Source organism: Rhodanobacter sp. OR92, assembly GCF_000427545.1.
GTDB lineage: Bacteria > Pseudomonadota > Gammaproteobacteria > Xanthomonadales > Rhodanobacteraceae > Rhodanobacter > Rhodanobacter denitrificans.
The window spans coordinates 39,356-58,218 of record NZ_KE386556.1 but is presented as its reverse complement, the minus strand read 5'-3'; the positions used below and the strand labels follow the sequence as shown (position 1 = coordinate 58,218).

The 18,863-nt window shown below is 62.7% G+C and carries 10 protein-coding genes; all 10 read right to left on the bottom strand.

From position 1 onward, the window contains the following. Nucleotides 1-122 precede the first annotated feature (122 nt). A complete protein-coding gene (locus tag RHOOR92_RS0111975; RefSeq protein WP_027490319.1) occupies nucleotides 123-2,309 on the bottom strand; it encodes an Atxe2 family lasso peptide isopeptidase in 2,187 nt (728 codons plus the stop codon). Nucleotides 2,310-2,319: 10 nt separating this feature from the next. Continuing rightward, nucleotides 2,320-4,953 (bottom strand): TonB-dependent receptor, encoded by a 2,634-nt coding sequence (locus RHOOR92_RS0111970; RefSeq protein WP_155950244.1) that lies wholly within the window; start codon nucleotides 4,951-4,953, stop codon nucleotides 2,320-2,322. A gap of 216 nt (nucleotides 4,954-5,169) precedes the next feature. After that, on the bottom strand, nucleotides 5,170-6,147 hold the full coding sequence (locus tag RHOOR92_RS19040) for a FecR family protein (protein WP_051281206.1): 978 nt from the start codon (nucleotides 6,145-6,147) through the stop codon (nucleotides 5,170-5,172). Beyond that, nucleotides 6,144-6,725: an RNA polymerase sigma factor gene (locus RHOOR92_RS18800; protein ID WP_081660240.1), complete on the bottom strand. Its 582-nt coding sequence runs from the start codon at nucleotides 6,723-6,725 to the stop codon at nucleotides 6,144-6,146. The genes RHOOR92_RS19040 and RHOOR92_RS18800 overlap by 4 nt, the downstream gene beginning before the upstream one ends. Before the next feature lie 134 nt (nucleotides 6,726-6,859). Next, a complete protein-coding gene (locus tag RHOOR92_RS0111955; RefSeq protein WP_027490317.1) occupies nucleotides 6,860-9,046 on the bottom strand; it encodes an Atxe2 family lasso peptide isopeptidase in 2,187 nt (728 codons plus the stop codon). Nucleotides 9,047-9,056: 10 nt separating this feature from the next. Continuing rightward, a complete protein-coding gene (locus RHOOR92_RS0111950; RefSeq protein WP_196802022.1) occupies nucleotides 9,057-11,657 on the bottom strand; it encodes a TonB-dependent receptor in 2,601 nt (866 codons plus the stop codon). 150 nt (nucleotides 11,658-11,807) lie between these two features. Beyond that, on the bottom strand, nucleotides 11,808-12,971 hold the full coding sequence (locus tag RHOOR92_RS0111945) for a FecR domain-containing protein (protein WP_081660239.1): 1,164 nt from the start codon (nucleotides 12,969-12,971) through the stop codon (nucleotides 11,808-11,810). Between the two features lie 5 nt (nucleotides 12,972-12,976). Then, entirely contained in the window at nucleotides 12,977-13,495 is a 519-nt protein-coding gene (locus RHOOR92_RS0111940; protein ID WP_051281202.1) for an RNA polymerase sigma factor, read from the bottom strand. 138 nt (nucleotides 13,496-13,633) lie between these two features. After that, nucleotides 13,634-15,751, bottom strand: coding sequence for an Atxe2 family lasso peptide isopeptidase (locus RHOOR92_RS18795; protein ID WP_081660238.1), 2,118 nt, complete (start codon nucleotides 15,749-15,751; stop codon nucleotides 13,634-13,636). A gap of 101 nt (nucleotides 15,752-15,852) precedes the next feature. Continuing rightward, nucleotides 15,853-18,558, bottom strand: coding sequence for a TonB-dependent receptor (locus RHOOR92_RS0111930; protein WP_081660237.1), 2,706 nt, complete (start codon nucleotides 18,556-18,558; stop codon nucleotides 15,853-15,855). Nucleotides 18,559-18,863: the final 305 nt, after the last annotated feature.

Here is an 18,863-nt window from a genome sequence, read left to right as displayed (position 1 = left end):
TTGGGGGAGCGTTCTGGTGTCGAGCTTTTGATCTTCGATTGCGAAAAGTCCCATTACAGGAGCCGGCAATCGTAAAGCCTCCGGCTTTGCCGGAGGACAGGTAACGAGCACCAACCTTCCGTTCATTTCACCTGTTTGAGACTGGCCTTCATCGATTGCCATACCTTGTATTGGCCCATCTTGGCCGGGTCGGGATCTTCATACCCCTGCAACCAGAAGCGAAACCAATCGACGTTACGTTCATAAACCGCCAGCTTGTGCTTTGGCTGGAACTTGATATGGGGCTCGTCGGGGAATACGTAGATATCCGCTTGGTGTCTGCGCTCCAGCGGTAGTGCATAGTCCAAGGCCATTCGATATTCCTGCTCGATCATCTGGAACAGAATCGGCGCCTTGATCCTGTCGATCTGATACGCGGGCGAGATTTTCCTCCACCGTTCGGGCGTCTCGTCTGGCGTGCCGAGCTGCCAACTTTTCCGGAGAGTGGAACGGAAGACATCCCGCAGACTGTTGAAAAGATAATAGGTTGGCGTCACCGAACTACTGCTGACAGATGCCGCGCTCACCACATCCGAATGTTCCAGCGTCCACAGTGTCACCTCACTGCCATAGCTGAGCCCACCCATGCCGACACGTGTGCCGTCTATGCGCCCTTCGGTGGACAGGAGCTTCACGACGCTCTCGACGGCCGCGCGTCCCTGGTCGTAATGAGCCACGATGCCAAGACCAAGGCCCGAGATCGCGTTGATGCATAGCGCCGAGATCCCATCCTCGGCCAGTGTGGCAAGTGGCCACTCATTGCCCAGCCCGCCGCGCAAAAATCCGTCACAGCTGTAGAACGTCACGAACAACGGTGGCGGATGGCCGGCGTCCGTTCCGCGCGCCTCGAAAAACTGGCCGGTGAACTCCCGTCCCTGCGCGTCCTTCCAGCGGATCAACTTCGCCGGCGCCGTAGCCGCGATATCCGCTCCCAATCCCTTGTTCGGTGCGAACAAGATACGTCGATGGCCACTCTCAACATCAATCGCCTCGAGGCGTGGCGGATGATCGGCCTCGGCCGCAACGCACACCAACGTGTCGGACGACAGTGCGCAAGGAATATCCCAGTAGCGCTGGCTTCCGCTTACAAGCCCATTGGAAAGCACGATCGGCCGCACTGCACCCGTTACGACGTTCCATCCGTAGATCGCCTGCGCACTTCCCTTGCGGTAGTCGGCGGCCGTGAACAGGATCTCGTCGCTGCCGGGTCGCCACTGGATATCCGTGATGGATTTGTGGCGACACAACTCCGCCGTGCACTGTATCGGACGCGAGGCATGTTTATCCGGCAGCATGGCCAGCTTTACATACTGGCTCATCGGCAATCCTTTCTCCTTCTTTCCAGGCATCAGCATCGCGATGCGTCCATCGCCTGGATTTTGGGCTATCTCGTAGCGCAAGCCGTCCATGTTCTTGATCGGCGCGACCGGCAAATTGGGCGAAAGATCGGCCGGCGTCAGTGGGCGCGCTGGCAACTCTGATACGGATAGGTCCCGGATTGTCATCGTCGCCAGGTCGACGGCTTTCCAACGATCCGGCGCCTTCGCCAGCAACGGCCCCATCGAGAACCAGCTTCCCAGGAACCGCTGTGTAGCCGGCCGACCATCGAGCCTGCTCGACCGGAACAACCCGGCGGCAATATTTACCGTGTCGTCGATGCGGATGCCGCGGTCGTACTCGGACTCTTCCGCATCGATGAGTTCCTTCCGCGTCGCGCCAACGCTGTACATCAGCGCTCTACCGTCAATGCTCAACGTGAAGTCCCGAACGTCTGCCAGATCGGACGTCACCGCATGGGCCCCTGAGCCGTCCGCTGCCGCGCGCCAGATAGAGACACGGCCATCGAGAAGGGCGCGATAGTAAATCCACTTTCCATCCGGCGACCAGGCGGCGGGTGATGGCAGCACGCCTCCGGTGTCATACTGGCGCAACGGCAGACCTCCATCCGCTACGTGGAGAGGTGGGGATTTCCCGTCCATGGCCTGTACGTACCACGTGGTGTCGTAGGTATTGCGTTCGATCGAGGCATGCTCGGCCCGGAATGCCACATACCGCCCATCGGGCGAGATCACCGGGTTGCCCAGGTCAGTCACCTCCAGTAGGCGTCGCGGCGAAATCGTCTCCGCATGCAGCGGCCCCACGACAGCCATGACAAGTACGACAAGGGTCAGCGCAAGAATCCAATGTGTGCGGTGCGTCCTGGCTAAAAAATCCAGGTGCATGCGTGCCGTCACGGCCGCCCACGCGGCCGATTGATGGAAAAGTTCCATGTCCCCTTCCCTACCAATGCTTGGAAACCGAAACGCTGACGAAGCGTCCGATAGCGGAGTAGTTGGTAGCGTCGTACGGCACGTATGTCGCATACAGCGCGGTATAAAGCGGAGGCATGCGATTCAGCAGGTTCTGCACTGACAACCCGAGCGTTAGCCCCGACAAGGCGCCGGGGCGCTTACCGATGTCGTAATTGAGCGTGGTGTCCACCGTGGTGAACGACGAGGTCTTCTGCGTCACCGTCGGAAGGCGGTTGGTTACCCCGCCGGTGTAGCTGACGAAGCCCGACGCGCTGAAACCGCCCGAGACCCAAACCGCACCGACGCGGCCCTTGAGCCTGGCCGGGTTGAACACGGTACCGGAGAGCGTTTGCTCGGGCTGACCGGCGCTGGTTGTCTGCGCACTATCGAGCCAACTGGCCGCCCCGCGCACTGTCAGCTGACCACTGCCAAGGCCGAAGCGGTACGACCCCGACAGATCGAGGCCCTTGATCCGCTGCCGCGCCGCGTTCACGTACTCGTCGTGGATAATCGCCACCACCTTGCTCGGGTCGTAGGCCCTGCCGGAATAGTTGTAGAAGGCGCCCCCGTAAACCGCGAAAAACTCCTGAATCTGCTCAGGCGTCGGCAACCGAACCACAAAGTCCGAGTCCGCATAGGCCGGATCGCTCAGCGCCTGCTGGTAGATGACCGGATTGGTCACGCGGTCGATGTAGTCGATGTCGAACCAGGTCAGCTCGGCGTCCAGCCCCGGCAGGGCTTCCGGATGCAGGAGCAACGAGGCACTCCAGGTCCGTGCCCGCTCGGCATGCAGGTCGGGGTTGCCGCCAATGGACATGAGGGCGGTGGCATCGGCGGGGCTGCCGCCCGCGCCCACCATGGAGGCGCTCCATAGATAGGTGGCTTTGTCGGCATAGCGCTGATACAGCAGCGGGGCTTTGAACGACTTTCCCCAGGAGGCCTTTAGCGTGAGGTCGGCGGTAGGGTCGTAGATCACCCCGAATTTCGGCGTGGCCACCCGGCCAAAGCTGGCGTAATCCTCGCCACGCATCGCCGCACTGAACTCCAGGCGATGGACGCCCGGGATATCCGAGGAAGGCGAGACGAACGGAACACCCAGCTCGGCATAGGCAAACCGGGCCTGCTCGTCGCCGCCGTAAGGGCTGCCGGAAACTTTTGGCACAACCCTGAATTCGTTTGTCCGCGACCCGACACCGACAGCCAGGCGCGCCTCCCCTTCTCCGACCGAAAACAGCGATCCTTCGGCGCCAATCTCCCAGGAACGGCTTTTGTTGCGGTACCGGGTCTGAGTGGCAAGGCTGCTCCCCGTTGCCGACACCATGTGGTACTCGTCGACGGTATCGTCCTTGCCGTACGTTCCACCGAGAGTGATGGACCAGTCATTGCGAAGAAAGAACTCGATACTTGGCGAGACCAATCCAATCGACGTATCCGGTGTGTGGCGATAGTAGGAACCCGCTCGAATGGGGGTATAGCCCATCATGTCGCGCTTCGTCCCGAGCGCGTCAAGCCTCAGTTCGGCCACATCGCCCATTGACTGATGGACGCTGACAAGCCCGCTACGCGAATCGCTGCCGTTGTAGATCGTATACGGGTCGCCCAGATACTTGGTGTAACTGCGCTGGCGCGTATAGATGGGATCGGCGTCGGCATTCTTGAACGTGGCGATCAGTCCGCCACCGGTCCAGGTGGTGCCGGCGGTTGCGGTGTATTCCCGCGTCGCGAGACCGCCATCGGTTGCGCCGCCATAGCGCGCGCCAAGGGCCACTCCGTCGTAGTCGCGCTTGAGGATCACATTAGCCACACCACCCACCGCATCCGAACCATAAATGGCCGACGCACCGTCGGGGACGATTTCCAGGCGCTCGACAGCCTCCACCGGGATGGCGCTGATATCCACGGCCTGGGAAAATCCGTCGTAGGCCAGGCGTCGTCCATTGAGCAGCGTCAACGATGCGTCGGCGCCAAGCCCGCGCAAGTTCAAGGCAGAGCCCCCAGTGAAATTCTGATTACCGAAGCCACCTGTAGCACCGGTCACGCCCGGGTTCTGCCCACCCGAGAAATTCTGCGGCACGCTGCGGATCACCTCGCCGAGGTCTGCGAAGCCTTCCTGCTGGATTTGCTCGCTGCCGATCGTGATGAGCAGTGATGGCGAGTTGCCGCCACGGATACGCGTGCCCGTAACAGTGATGCTTTGCAGCGTGGTCGGCTCCGGCTTCTGGCCAGCTAGCTGGCTCGCCGCAGAAGCTGGCTTCGCCGAGCGACGTGGTGGATTCGGTGGTCCCTGCTTGATCACCACCGTTCCCGCATCGGTGAATTGATAGGTGAGCCCCGTGCCCCTGAGCAGCACATCCAGCACGGCGCGTGGCGATGCAGCACCGTCGTAGCCGGACGCAGTGCGCCCTTGTACCAAGGATGGGTCGTACAGCACCTGCAGGCCGCTCTGTCCGGTGAACTGGTTCAGCGCCGAACCCAGCGAACCGCCGGCTATATGAAAGCTTTGCGTGACGGCAACGGCCTGGGCGAATGCGCCCTGGCTTGCCATGGCGGTCGACAATGCTGCGGCCAGCAGCGTGACGCACAGGCGCTTGCGGCAACGATGCCTGTCGTTCGATATGTGCATATCCCCTCCCGTTCGAGTTTGTCGTGCCGCGGACCGAGCCGCGCTCCCATGACAAGAACGACGTGGCGAAAGGAAACCCCTAGTCGAAACAGAACACGGTATGGCCCATATCAACCCAGGCCAGCCGCGATGGTGGGTGCAAGGCCTTCAGTCTGATCGCGGGTCAGTGCACAAGAGACTTTGAAGCGACGCTCATCACCAGCTTGCAAACGGACATCAACGGCGATACAGGCGAACCATGCCATTGCCGCGGTCATGTTCGGTGCGAATCGGGTAAACGCTCTGCAGCGCGCGCACCAATGCACTCGTGTTGCCAATGCGGAACTCGCCACTGATCTTGAGTTGCGTCAGCGAAGGATCCGCGATGACCAGACGATCGGGTCCGTAGCGGTTGGCCTCGGCCACGGCGTCGCCGAGCGGCGTGGATCGGAATACGAGCTTGCCCTGCGTCCAGCCTGTGGTCATGGTTGGATCGGCGCTTCCCCTGATCCAGACTCCGTCGCCTGCCACGATCTGTTCGCCAGCCGTCAGCTCGGCCGCGTTGCCATCGCGTGCAACCGCAATCGCTCCTTCAAGCACCGCGACCACGGTTTGAGCACCGCTGTCGCGGACATCGAAGCGCGTACCGATATCCGAGATGGTATTGCCACCGGCCTGCACCACGAACGGACGATGGGCATCGTGGGTCACCTCGAACATCGCCTCGCCCCGGCGCAGCCGTACGCGTCGAGTACGTCGACCGAGATCGACATCAAGCACGGTGTCGGTGTTGAGCACGAGCCGGGAGCCGTCCACCAGCACCACGCTGCGCTGTTCGCCATGTGCCGTGGCATAGCTGCTGGCGGAGGTGCCGCCAACAAACCACCAGGTGACAAAACCGGCACACAACACAACCGTTGCAAGCGAGGCGACAGCCAGCCAGCGCAGACGCCCGCTGCGGTTGGCAGCGGCGGGTGCGGATTGCCTCGCCTCCCGCCGCCACTGCAGGATTTCTGGATCCTCGGTGAGCTCGTCCAGCCCGCTCCATAATTGTTCCGCCTGGGCGTAGGCCTCGGCATGCGTGGTCTGCGCCGTACGCCATGCGTCGAAGTCGCTGCGCTCCGCGGCCGAGCAATCGCTGGCACGCAGTCGCGCGAACCAGCGCTCGGCCTGGCGGTGAATTGCCTGCATATCGTGTTCGCGGTCCATGGTCATTTGAACGTTCTCCCGCGATGTTCCCCTATCGCGCAGCGGCAAACAGCAAGCGCATGGGCGATCTGGTTCTCGACGGTGCGCTCGGAGGTACCAAAGCGGCGCGCGATGTCGCGGTAGCTCAAGCCCTCAAAACGGTGCAGCACGAACACCTCACGACAACGCGGCGGCAACGTGCGAATGGCCTGCTTGATCAACCCGAGATCCTGCCGTCCTGCCAGCAGGCGATCCGGCTGAGGCTCACTTGAGACCAGCTCCTGGCCATCCAGCTGACAGTGATCCTCGCTGTGCTGCACCTTGGCACGCCGCCAGCGATCCGCGACCACGCTGGCAGCCACGTGAAAAAGCAGCGCCCGCACTTCGCCCGCGTCGCCAATGCCGCGATAACGCAACATGCGCAGGCAGGTTTCCTGCACGGCATCGTCCGCAGCGTCGGCGCTGCCCAGCTGGTGCTGCAGGTGGCGCCGCAAGCCCGGGATCAGATCCTCCAGCAATCCAGCGAACGGCTCGTCATCGGCTGCCGATGTGGCATCCGAAGTCCTCCGATCAGCCTGCGCGGAGCCATGACGTAGGGTCAGCATGGTTGCTATGTAGCAGGTCCGGGGATGCAACGGTCAAGTCTCTATTTCCCCCTATGCCGAAGCCTATTCGTAAGGCACGTTCTCGGCACGTAGACCTTCAAAACCCACCCTGGTCCAAGTGTTTCTGGTCAAATTCAGCCGCCCGAATGAGCACCACTCCGCGCCGGTCTCGCCGACACAGCATCTCTCATCTCTCGCCAATGCGCGTATTGCTGCTTCTTGACGAGACTCGGATCTTCATACCCCTGCAGCCAGAAGCGGAACCAGTCGACGTTGCGCTCGTACACAGCCAGTTTGTGCCGGGGCTGGAACTTGATGTGAGGCTCGTCCGGGAACACGTAAACATCCGCTTGGTGCCTGCGTACCAACGGCAGTGCATAGTCCAGGGCCATCCGGTATTCCTGCTCGATCATCTGGAACAGGATCGGTGCCTTGATCCTGCCGAGCTGATACACGGGCGAGATTTCCCTCCACCGTTCGGGCGTTTCGTCTGGCGCGCCGAGCTGCCACAGTTTCAGAAGGTTGGAACGGAAAGCGCCTCGCAGGCTGTTGAACAGATAGTAGGTCGGTGTCACCGACATGCTGCTGACAGACGCGGCGCTCACCACATCCGAATGTGCCAGCGTCCACAACGTCACCTCGCTGCCATAGCTGAGTCCACCCATGCCCACGCGGGCCCGATCGACGCGCCCTTCCGCGGACAGAGGCTTCACGACGCTCTCGACGGCCGCGCGCCCCTGGTCGTGCCGCGCAACAAAGTCGATTCGAAACTCCGGAATCGCGTTGATGCACAGTGCCGAAATGCCTTGCTCGGCCAGGGTGGCAAGCGGCCACTCGTCGCCCAGCCCGCCGCGCAGAAAGCCGTAGCAGTTATAGAACGTCACGAACAACGGCGGCGGATGGCCGGCGCGTGCCCCGTGGGCCTCGAACAGCTGCCCTGTGAACTCCCGTCCCTGCTTATCCTTCCAGCGGATCAATCTCGCCGGTACCGTGGCCGCGATGTCCGCTTCCAGTCCCATGTTCGGTTGAAACAGGATCCGTTTATGGCCGCTTGCCACATCGATCGCCTCGAGACGTGGCGGACGATCGGCCTCGGCCGCGACGCACACCAGCGTGTCGACGGACAGCGCACAGGGAATGTCCCAGTAGCGCTGGCTTCCGCTGACAAGTCCATTGGAAATCACGATGGGCCGCACCGTACCCGTCGAGACGTTCCATCCATAGATCGACTGCGCACGCCCCTGGTCATAGTCGGTGGCCGTAAACAGGATTTCATCGCTCCCGGACCGCCACTGGATATCGCTGATGTGTCTGTGACGGCACAGCTCCGCCATACAACGGATCGGACGCGAAGCATGCCTGTCCGGCAGCATGGCCAGCTCGACGTCGCGGCTCAACAGCAGCCCCTTCTCCGTCCTTCCAGGCATCAGCACCGCAATGCGTCCATCGCCCGAATTCAGGGCTATCTTGGTCGGTGCCGCCGGCAGATCAGGCGAAAGATCTGCTGCAATCAGCGTGTGCGCTGGCGGCTCCGATGCAGACAGGTCATGGGTTGTCATCGCTGTCAGGTCGACAGCCTTCCAACGGTCCGGCACCTTCGCCAGCAATGGCCCGGTCGAGAACCAATCCCCCAGGAACCGCTGCGTGGTCGGTCGCCCATCGAGCTTGCTTGACCGGAACAGCCCGGCAGCAATAACCACCGTGTCGTCGACGTGGATACCGTGGTCGTACTCGGACTCCTCCGCGGCAATGACCTCTTCCCGTGTCGCGCCGACGCTGTACCTCAGTGTTTGACCATCGCCGCTCAGCGCGAAGTCCCGCACGTCCGCCGGATCCGACGTCATCGCGCGAGCCCCGGAGCCATCCGCTGCCGCGCGCCAAACGGAGACGCGGCCGTCGAGTCGGGCGCGATAGTAGATCCACCTCCCATCCGGCGACCAGACGGCCGGTGATGGCAGCACGAGTCCGCTGACGTACTCGCGCAACGGCACGCCTCCATCCGATACACGGCGCGGCGGAGATTGCCCATCCAAGCCCTGCACGTACCACGTGGTGTCGTACGTGTTGCGCTCGATCGACGCCTGCTCGGCCCGGAACGCCACGTACCGCCCATCGGGCGAGATCACCGGATTGCCCAGGTCGGTCACCTCCAGCAGGCGCCGCGGCGAGATCGTCTCCGCGGGCGACGGGCCGGCGACAGCCACGCCCAACACCAGCGCAAACGCCGGAACCCAACGCGTATGGCGCTTCCTGGTCGAGGGGTCCGGACGCAAGCGTGCCGTCACGGCCGCCCACAGGAGTGGTTGAAAAAGAAGTTTCACGCCCCCTCCCCTACCAACGCTTGGAGACCGAGACGCTGACGAAGCGTCCGATCGCCGAGTAGTTGGTAGCGTCGTACGGCACGTATGTCGCGACCGCTGCGGTATAAAGCGGAGGCGCGCGATTCAGCAGGTTCTGCACCGACAAGCCGAGCGTCAGCCCCGAGAAAGCGCCCGCACCTTTACTGACGTTGTAGTTCATCGCGGTGTCTATCGTGGTGAACGACGCGGTCTTCTCCGTCACCGCCGCGAGGCGGTTGGTCACGCCGCCGGTGTAGTTGACGAAACCCGACGCGCTGAAGGCCCCCGATGCCCAGACCGCACCGACGCGGCCCTTGAGCCTGGCCGGATTGAAGACGGTACCGGCGAGTGCGTGCTCGGGCTGACCAGCACTGGTCGTCTGCGTACTGTCGAGCCAACTGGCCGATCCGCGCACCGTCAGCTGGCCGTCGCCGAGATCGAAGCGGTACGAGCCCGACAAGTCGATGCCCTTGATCCGTTGCCGTGCCGCGTTCACATATTGGTCGCGGATGATCGCCACCACCTTGCCCGGGTCATAGGCAACACCGGAGAGGTTGTAGAACGCGCTGCCGTAGACCGCGAGAAGACTCTGTATCTGCGCCGGCGTCGGCGACCGGTCCACAAAGTCCGCATAGGCCGGATTGCTCAGCGCCTGCAGGTAGTTGACTGGTTCGATCACCCGATCGGTGTAATCAATGTCGAATCGGGTTAACTCTGCCTCTAGCCCCGGCAGCGCTTCTGGATGCAAGGCCAACGAGGCCGTCCAGGTCCGGGCCCGCTCAGCGTGCAGATCGGCGTTACCGCCATAGGACATCAGTGCTGTGGTATCGGCGGGACTGCCGCTGGTGCCCACCGCAGAGGCGCTCCAAAGAAAGGCGAGCTTGTTCTGGTAGCGCTGCAGCAGCGTCGGTGCCTTGAACGACTTTCCCCATGAGGCCTTAAGCGTGAAGTCGGCAGTCGGGTCGTAGATCAGACCGAGCTTCGGTGTGGTCACCCGACCAAAGCTGTCGTAGTCCTCGCCACGCATCGCGGCACTGAATTCCAGGCGATGAACACCTGGGATACCCGAGGAAGGCGAGACGAACGGAACACCCAGCTCGGCGTAGGCAAACCGGGCACGTTCGTCGCCACCGTAGGGGCTGCCGGAAACGTTCGGCACATACTGGAATTCTTCCTTCCGCGACCCGGTGCCTACGGCCAGTCGCGCGTCCCCTCCCCCCACCTGGAACAGTGGGCCTTCGGCGCCAATCTCCCAGGAACGGCCTTTGTTGCAGTAGCAGGTCCGGGTGACCAGGCGGCTCCCCGCTGCTGACACGAGTTGGCGCGCATCGACGTTCTCGTCTTTGCCGTACGCCCCGCCCAAGGTGAGGGTCCAGTCATGGCGAAGGTAGAACGCGATACTGGGCGACACCAGCGTGATCGACGTCTCCGGGCTGTAGCGGTAGTAGGAACCCGTCTGACTGATGTATCTGGTCATGTCGCGCTTGGTCCTGAGCGCGTCGAGTCGCAGTTCGGCCACATCGCCCATGGACTGGCGCACGCTGACAAGGCCGTTGCGCGAGCCGCTGGCGCCGTAGATCGTATATGGCTCGACCAGATGCCGGGTGTAGCTACGCTGGCGAGCATGGATGGGATCGACATCAACATCCTTGAAGGCCGCGATCAGTCCACCGCCGACCCAGGTGGTGCCGGCGGTCGCGGTGTACTCCCGCGTCGCCAGCCCGCCATCGGTCGCGCCACCGTAGCGCACCCCCAGGGCCACCCCATCGAAGTCGGACCTCAGGATCACGTTGGCCACGCCGCCCACCGCATCCGAGCCGTAGATGGCCGACGCACCATCCGGAATGATTTCCAGGCGCTCGACTGCCTCCACTGGGATGGCGCTGATGTCCACAGCTTGGGAAAACCCGTCATAGACCAGGCGCCGCCCGTTGAGCAGTGTCAACGATGCGTCGGCGCCCAGCCCGCGCAGGTTCAATGCAGAGCCGCCGGTAAGATCCTGATTGCCGACGCCGCTGGCAACGCCGATCACGCCAGGGTTTTGCCCCCCGTTGAAGTTCTGCGGCACGCTGCGGATCACCTCGCCAAGATTGGTGAAGCCTTCCTGCTGGATCTGCTCGCTACCGATCGTGATGACCGGCGATGGCGTGGTGCCGCCGCGGATGCGTGTGCCGGTCACCGTTACCGTATCCAGGTTCGCTGGTTCGGCCTTGGCTCCCTCGGCATCCGCTGTCGGCTTTCCCGTCGACTTGCCCCCGGTGGCTCGCGGCGCGGTCGATGCATAGATCGTCACCGTCTTCGCATTGAGAAACCGGTACTTCAGGCCGCTGCCCTCCAGCAGCTTCTGCAATGTCGCCTCTGGCGACAAACCTGCCGGTGCGCCCTTGGTGCCCACGCCGTCGGCGATCTTCGAGACATAGACCAACTGCAGGTGCTCGCGTTGCGCGAAGGCGTTGAGTGCCTGGTTCAAGGGCATGGCCGGGATGGCCGAATCGGATACCGACTGCTGGAATGGTGCCGCCATTAACGGGACGGCAACGCCAGTACCGAACAGTGACGCCAGGCAACACATGGTCAGGACGCGCATACGCATGAATCGATTCCCCCGTTGGAGTTGCTGATGTGGCACATCACCGCCAGTCCTCCGACCGGCCTGATGTGGTGCGTTCTCCAGTTACGAGGGTTGGAGCAGAAAACCGGGTACCGCTTTTTCGATTGGCCGTCTATTCGTATAGATCGTGCATCATCTATGGTGCCGCTGCGAAACCTGGCTGGCGACGACAATCAACTGTTGACCATGGGTTTCCACATGCACGTTCGGCAGGCTGTCGAGGAAGGCAGCGAAGGTGGACACGTCGTGCGCATCGAACGTACCGCTGATGGGCAGCATGGCGATGCGCGGGTCGCTCACGCTGATCTGCAGGTTGTTGTAGCGGTTGAACTCCGCCGCCACGGCGGCGATGGACTGATTCTCGAAGGCGATGTTGCCCTGGGTCCAGGCGGTGGTCCGCTGCACGTCGACCGGGCCTTGCGATTCCACTTGGCCCGAGGCAGCGATACGTGCCTGGTGACCGGCCGTGAGATCGACAATGGGACGACCCTGCGGCGCTGACGGGTAGCGATCCAGGCCGAACCGGCCGGTGGATGGCGCAGGCGCTGCGCGCCACACCTGCACCTGGCCTTCCGCCACGGTGACGGTGGTATCGGCTCCCTGCCGATAGATGTCGAACGTCGTGCCGATGTCCTTGATGAGCAGGCCATCGACCTGCACGCCAAAGGGTCGCACCGGATCTTTCGCCACCTCGAAGTAGGCCTGGCCGCGGACAACTTCGACGCGCCGTTGGCGCCGGTTGAAACTGACGGCGATGGCGGAGTCGGAGTTGAGCCGCACGACCGTGTTGTCGGGCAGTTGCAGACTGCGTTGCTCGCCATGGCGGGTGGCATAAGTCTGCAGTTGCGGCCTTGACGCGAACCATTGAAAACCAGCGAACAGGGCAACTGCCGCCAGCACCGACATCGCGATGCCGACTCCCCAACGAGCGAAGGGGCGGCGCGACGCGCGGGATGCGCGATGCTCGCGGCCAGCCCTCCTCCAATATTTCTCCGGCACCTGCGTATCGGATGCAGGCGTGTGCGCAGTGCCGTTGAACGAAACCACGCGGTCCGACACGCCGGCCTCGCGCAGCAAGGGCTGCAGCGGCATGGTGTTTTGCCGTGCGGCATCGCCGATATCCCGTGCCATGCCGGCAATGGACAGATATTCGGCCACGTGCACGGGCGAGACCCGCAGCCAGTGCATGAAGGCCTGTTGCTGCGACGGAGCAAGCTCGCCATCGCGGTGCGCCACGTACCATTCGGCCGCCTGTTCCGCGATGAGATCGTTCAATTGTTCGTCTGGTGTGCGCATGACGGCTACTCGTAGCGGGCCAGGCCGCGACGACACAGCGCCAGCGCCTTGACGACGTATTTCTTGACCATGTGCGTGGACACTCCCAGTTGCATGGCGATCTCCTCGTAGCTCATGCCATCGCGGTGCTGCATCAGCAGCACCGCCTTGCAGCGGGGCGGCAGCCGGTCGAGCATGGCGGCCACCCGCTGCCGGCGGAAATCGCGCTCGACCTCGTCCTCGGCCGAGCCTTGCGGAGCTTCCAGCTCCGGCAGCACCTGCGCGATATCCACGCCGAGGCCGCGGCGCTTTTGCAGCACGGCGTGCTCCTTGACGAGGTTGGACGCGACGGTGAACAGGTAGGCTTCGGGGTTGGCGATGGGGTTGTCCTCGCCGCCATCGATACGCAAAAGGCGCACGTAGACCTCTTGGGCCAGATCCTGCGCATCCCAGGGATGCGCCACCCGGCGCCGAAAGAAGCCATTGAGCGTGGCTTGATGTGTGGTGAACATCCGCGCCCAGAATGTACGTTTGTCAGGCTTCACGTCCCCTCTCGGGTCGGCGGCCGTACAGCGGCTGCCTACACTATAAGAGGGGTATGGCGGAATATCGGGTACCCGTGGCTTCGCCCTCCGGCTCGTCACCGGGTCCTGGGGCAGTTCCACGGTACGAAGATAATCACCTCAAAGCGGCTGACGCTTCGACTTCGTGCCGACGCAGGAAGCCGGGGCATCGGGACGCTTCGTTTTCTGCGCGTCGCACATGGCTTCCCAGTGCTTGTATTGTTCCGCCTTTGCGGGATTCGGGTCTTCATGCCCTTGCAACCAGAAGCGGAACCAGTCGAGATTTCGCTCATAGGCGGCCAGCTTGTGCTTGGGCTGGAACTTCTGGTGCGGCTCGTCGGGGAAAGCGTATAGGTCAGCGCGATGTTCGCGTATAAGCGGGATCGAGTAATCCAAGGCATGGATGTACTCTTGCTCCGGCATCTGCATCAGGATCGGCGCCTTGATCTTGTCCAGGTTGAGCGTCGGCGAAAGCATTTTCCAGCGCGCGGGCGTCTCGTCCGGCGCACCGAGTTGCCAAAGCTTCTTGAGCCCGCTGAAGAATTGCTCCCCCTTCATGCTGCCCAGGAGGTAGTAGTTGAGCGACGTCACGGGGGATGTCACCGATGCTGCGGCCAGCAGGTCTGATTTCATCAGCGTCCACAGGGTCACCTCGCTACCGAAACTGAGGCCGCCCATGCCGACGCGGGTGCGATCAATCTCGCCGTTCGAAGCCAGCTTCGCGACCACGCTCTCGACCGCCGACAGGCCCTGGCCATAACGCACGGCCGCATCGATGCGATATGGCGCCGAGTTGATGCAAAGCGCGGAAATCCCGCTCTCGGCCAGCGAGGCCAGCGGCCACTCATCGCCCACGCCGCCGCGCAGGAATCCGGTGCAGCTGTAGTAGGTCACGAACAGGGGGGAGGGCGAATCGCCTTTTTTCCTGGCCGGGAAGAACCAGCCGGTGAATTCCTGGCCGCTCGCGTCCGTCCAGCGCAGCAATCGCGATGGTGCCGATACCGCCATGTCACGCGTCAAGGCCGGATTCGGATCGAACAGCACCTGTCGGCGTCCGCTTTCCAGCTCGATCCGCTCCAGGCGAGGCGGGCGATCCGCCTCGGCGACCACGCAGGCGAGTGCTTCGGCAGACACGCCGCAATCACTCGATCGATCCCGTCCTCCACTGACCAGGCCACGCGCCTGCACGACCGGCCGGACCTGACCGCTGCCCACGTTCCAGCGGAAGATCGATTGCCCCGTCCCCTCGTGGGGATCGGTCACGGTGAACAGCACCTCGTCGCCACCGGGACGCCACAGGATGCTGGTGATCGCCTTCTTCGCGCACAGTTCCGACACGCATCGCACTGGGCGCTTGTCCTTCGGACCGGAAAGCACGACCAGTTCGACGTCGGGCTTGTACAACAGTCCGTCGCCATGGCCGGTACGCACCAGCAGCGCGATGCGGCCGCTCTGCGGATCGGACGCGAGCTCGAAGGCATCCGGATTCAGTTTCGAAGGCTCCAGTCGGGGAGACGGTATCTCGGAATCCGCAAGATCCCGCCGCTTCAGCGTTGCAAGGTCGATCGCCTTCCATCGATCCGGCCTGTCGGCAAGCAACGGCGCATGGTCAAACCACACCTTCCCGTAGCGTTGCGTTGCCAGGCGGCCTTCGAGGTTGCCGGAACGGAACAGGTTCTGCCCGAGCGGGACAGTGCTATCGATACGGATCCCGCGATCGTATTCAGCCTGCTCGGCCTCGATCACTTCCTCGCGGGTGGCACCGACGCCGTACTTCAACACCCGGCCATCGGCATCCAATGCGAAATCGCGGACATTGGCAGCATCGAGCGTCATGGGCTCCGAACCGGAGCCGTCGGCGGCTGCACGCCAGACGTCGATTTTCCCGTCGACCAGCGCCCTGTAGTAGATCCATCGCCCGTCCGGCGACCAAGTGGCGGGAGCGGGCATGGCTTGTCCTGCGGAATCCCTCAACGTCAAGCCTCCGTCCGCCACCCGGCGTGGCGGCGAATCGCCGCCCAGTTCCTGCACGTACCAAATCGTATCGTAGGCATTCCTCTCCACCGAGGCTTGCTCGGTACGGTACGCAACCTTGCTCCCATCCGGCGATATGACTGGATTGCCGATATCGACAACTTCCAACAGACGCTTGGGTGAGATCGTTTCCGCGTGCGCGGGAACGGAAAAGGCAAGCAATACCGCTCCTGCCGCCAGTAAAGTCTTGACGAACGAATGCATTGGTTTCTCCTCGGATCATGCCGACTCGCGGCATGGTCGACGGACCCGTGGCGCCGGTTGCTTCGCGCCAGGGGCAGACAAGTTCCAATCGTGGAACCGGCTTACCAGCGCTTCGATATCGAAAGGTTCAGATAGCGGCCGATCGCCGAGTAATTCGTTTGATCGTAGGGGGGTACGTTGGCAGCAGCGGCGGCAGAGGCCGGCGTGTACAACGGCGGCTCCCGGTCGAGCAGGTTGTCGAGCGACAGCGCCAGGTCCAGGTTCGACCAGGCATCGCCACGCTCGCCAGTGTTGTAACGCAGAGTGGCATCCAAGGTCGTGAAAGAAGTGGACTTCACCCCGTCGGTCCTGTTGGTCACGCCGCCCTTGTAGTTGACGAAGGTCGAAGCGGTGAAGCCCCCCCGGTTCCAGACCGCGCCGATACGGCTACTGACTTTCGGCGGATTGAACAGTGTCCCCGACAAATCTGCAGGATCCTGTGTCGGGATGACCTGTTGCGTGCTGTTTAGCCAGGTCGCCGAGCCACGCAGCGTCAATCGTCCCGCACCAGCGTCAAACCCATACGATCCCGTCAGGTCGAAGCCCTTGATCCGCTGCCGGGCCACGTTGGTGAATTGCATCTTGACGATCGCGACCACCTTGTCTGGATCGTAGTCCACGCCCGCATAGTTGGCGAAGCTGCTGGCGGCCGCGATGGCTTTCGCCTGCTCCCCGGCCGTCGGGGAGAAGTCGATGAATGCTGCGTAGTCCGGGTTGCTGAACGTCTGCGAAGAATTCGTGATCGGCTGCACCACGCGATCCGTGTAGTCGATGTCGAACCAGGTCAGCTCGGCTTGCAATCCGGGAAGCCTCTCGGGATGGAATGCCAGCGAAGTGGTCCACGTCCTGGCACGTTCCGGCTTCAGATCGGGATTACCTCCATAGAGGAGCAACGTGGTGGCATCGGCCGGGTAACCGCTTCCCCCAAGGATCCGCGGGGAATAGAGATACGCGTTCACCTTGTAGTACCGCTGCAAGAGCGTGGGCGCCTTGAAGGACTTACCCCACGACGCCTTCAAGGTGAAGTCGGCGCTGGGGCCGTAGATCAGGCCGAGCTTGGGGGTCGTGGTGTTTCCGAAGCTATCGTAGTCCTCGCCACGCATGGCCCCGGTCAGCAGCAGGCGATGCACGCCGGTCACGCCCTGCTCCGGCCCGATCAGCGGCAAATTGATCTCGGCGTAGGCAAACTTCGCGCTTTCACCGTTTCGCTTCAGACCATAAGGATCGGCCCCGGGGATGGAGCCTTCCATAAGAAAATCGTTCTTCCTGTAACCGGTGCCGACTGCAAGCCGTGCATCACCGCCCGGCAGGGCGAAAAGCGGGCCTTCGGCACCCACTTCATAACTCCGGCTTTCGTTGCAGGCACAGATGCTTTCCACGAGCGTGGATACGCCGGTCGCGATGACCCTCTGCGTATGATTCAGTTCCGCCTCGTCCTTTCCCCAGGTTCCGCCGATGGACAAGGTCCAGTCTTGCGGCAGCGAAAACTCGATGCCTGGCGAAATGAGCGATGTCGTGGTTTTGTTCGCGATATGGTGGTTGCGCCTGCTCCAGTTGTAATACTGCAGCATCCCGCGCTCGGTCCTGAGTGCATCCAGCCGCAGCTCGACGTTCTCGCCCAGGGCTTGGTGGGCACTAAGCAATCCGCTATGCAGATCACTGCCTGGATAGAGCGTCGCCGGCTCGGGAATGTGATCGGTGTAACGGCGCTCGGATGCATAGATGGGGTCGGCGTCGGAGTACTTGTAGGTGGCAATCAGCCCGCCATTCGCCCATGTGGTGCCTGCCGTCGCGGTGTACTCGCGCGTCGCCAGACCGCCATGGGCCGCGCTTCCATTGAGCATCCCGACGGACACTCCCTCGAAATCGCGTTTGAGGATCACGTTCGCCACGCCACCTACCGCGTCGGAGCCGTAGATGGCCGACGCGCCATCAGTGACGATCTCGACGCGCTCCACCGCCTCGATCGGAATGGCACTGATATCGACCGCCTGCACGTAGCCGCCGTAGGTCATGCGCCGGCCATTGAGCAGCGTCAAGGTGGCATCCGGCCCCAGACCGCGGAGGTTGAGTCCCGAACCGCCGGTGAGATTCTGGTTGACGTCTCCCGCTCCGGCAATGTTTCCGCTGCCGGCCCCGGGATTCTGCCCCCCCGAAAAGTTCTGCGGGATGCTGCGGATCACCTCGCCAAGGTCGGTGAATCCTTCCTCCCGAATGTTTTCGGCACCGATCGTGATCACCGGCGATGGCGTGGTGCCGCCACGAATGCGGGTACCGGTAACGGTGACGCCTTGCAGCGTGGTCGGCTCAGGCTTCTGGTCGGCTTTCTGGCTCGTTGCAGGAGCGGGCTTCGTCGAGCGAGGCGGAGGATTCGGCGGCGTTTGCTTGACGACCACGGTACCGGTACCCGTTACCTCATAAGTGAGTCCGCTGCCGGCGAGCAGATGCCGCAGCGCCGCATCGAGCGAGTAGTGTCCGGCAAGCGCCGGTGCCGTGCGTCCGCGCACCAGTTCCGGGGGCACCATGATCTGGCGGTCCGTGGCCAGCGCCAACTGATTGAGTGCCGTGCTCAGTGGCTGACTGGAAATCGCGTAATCGCGCGAATCGCCAACGTTCTGCGCATGCACCGGCGCGGCCTGCGCCAGGGCGATGGCCAACGACAGCAAACCGAGCGCCGGCAGGCGCCGCAAACCTTTCACTCCTCTCGCCGCTGCGGAACCTCGCTTGCGCGCACCCTGCCTCCCAAATGACTTCGACTCGTTGAACATGTGTCGTCCCCCGAAATGATGCTGGCTTGTTAGTACCGGTGCATTCCCACACACCGGTTCATTCGCGGCATCCAGGATGTTCCTGGCATGCCTCGTTATCGGGTAGACGCAGTTGTACTCACTTACCTCACCCTGCTTGCTTCAACTTGGAATGCTCTGACCATGCATGGATGTTCCATCGCTCCGCGGACTCCGTGTACTTGGCGGGATTTCTTTCAATGTGCCAATTCGACGGCAACACGCGCAGCACTTCTGCAAGGCCGTGGCATGGTTTTGTAGACGTGGGACAACGCGTTTACCTCACC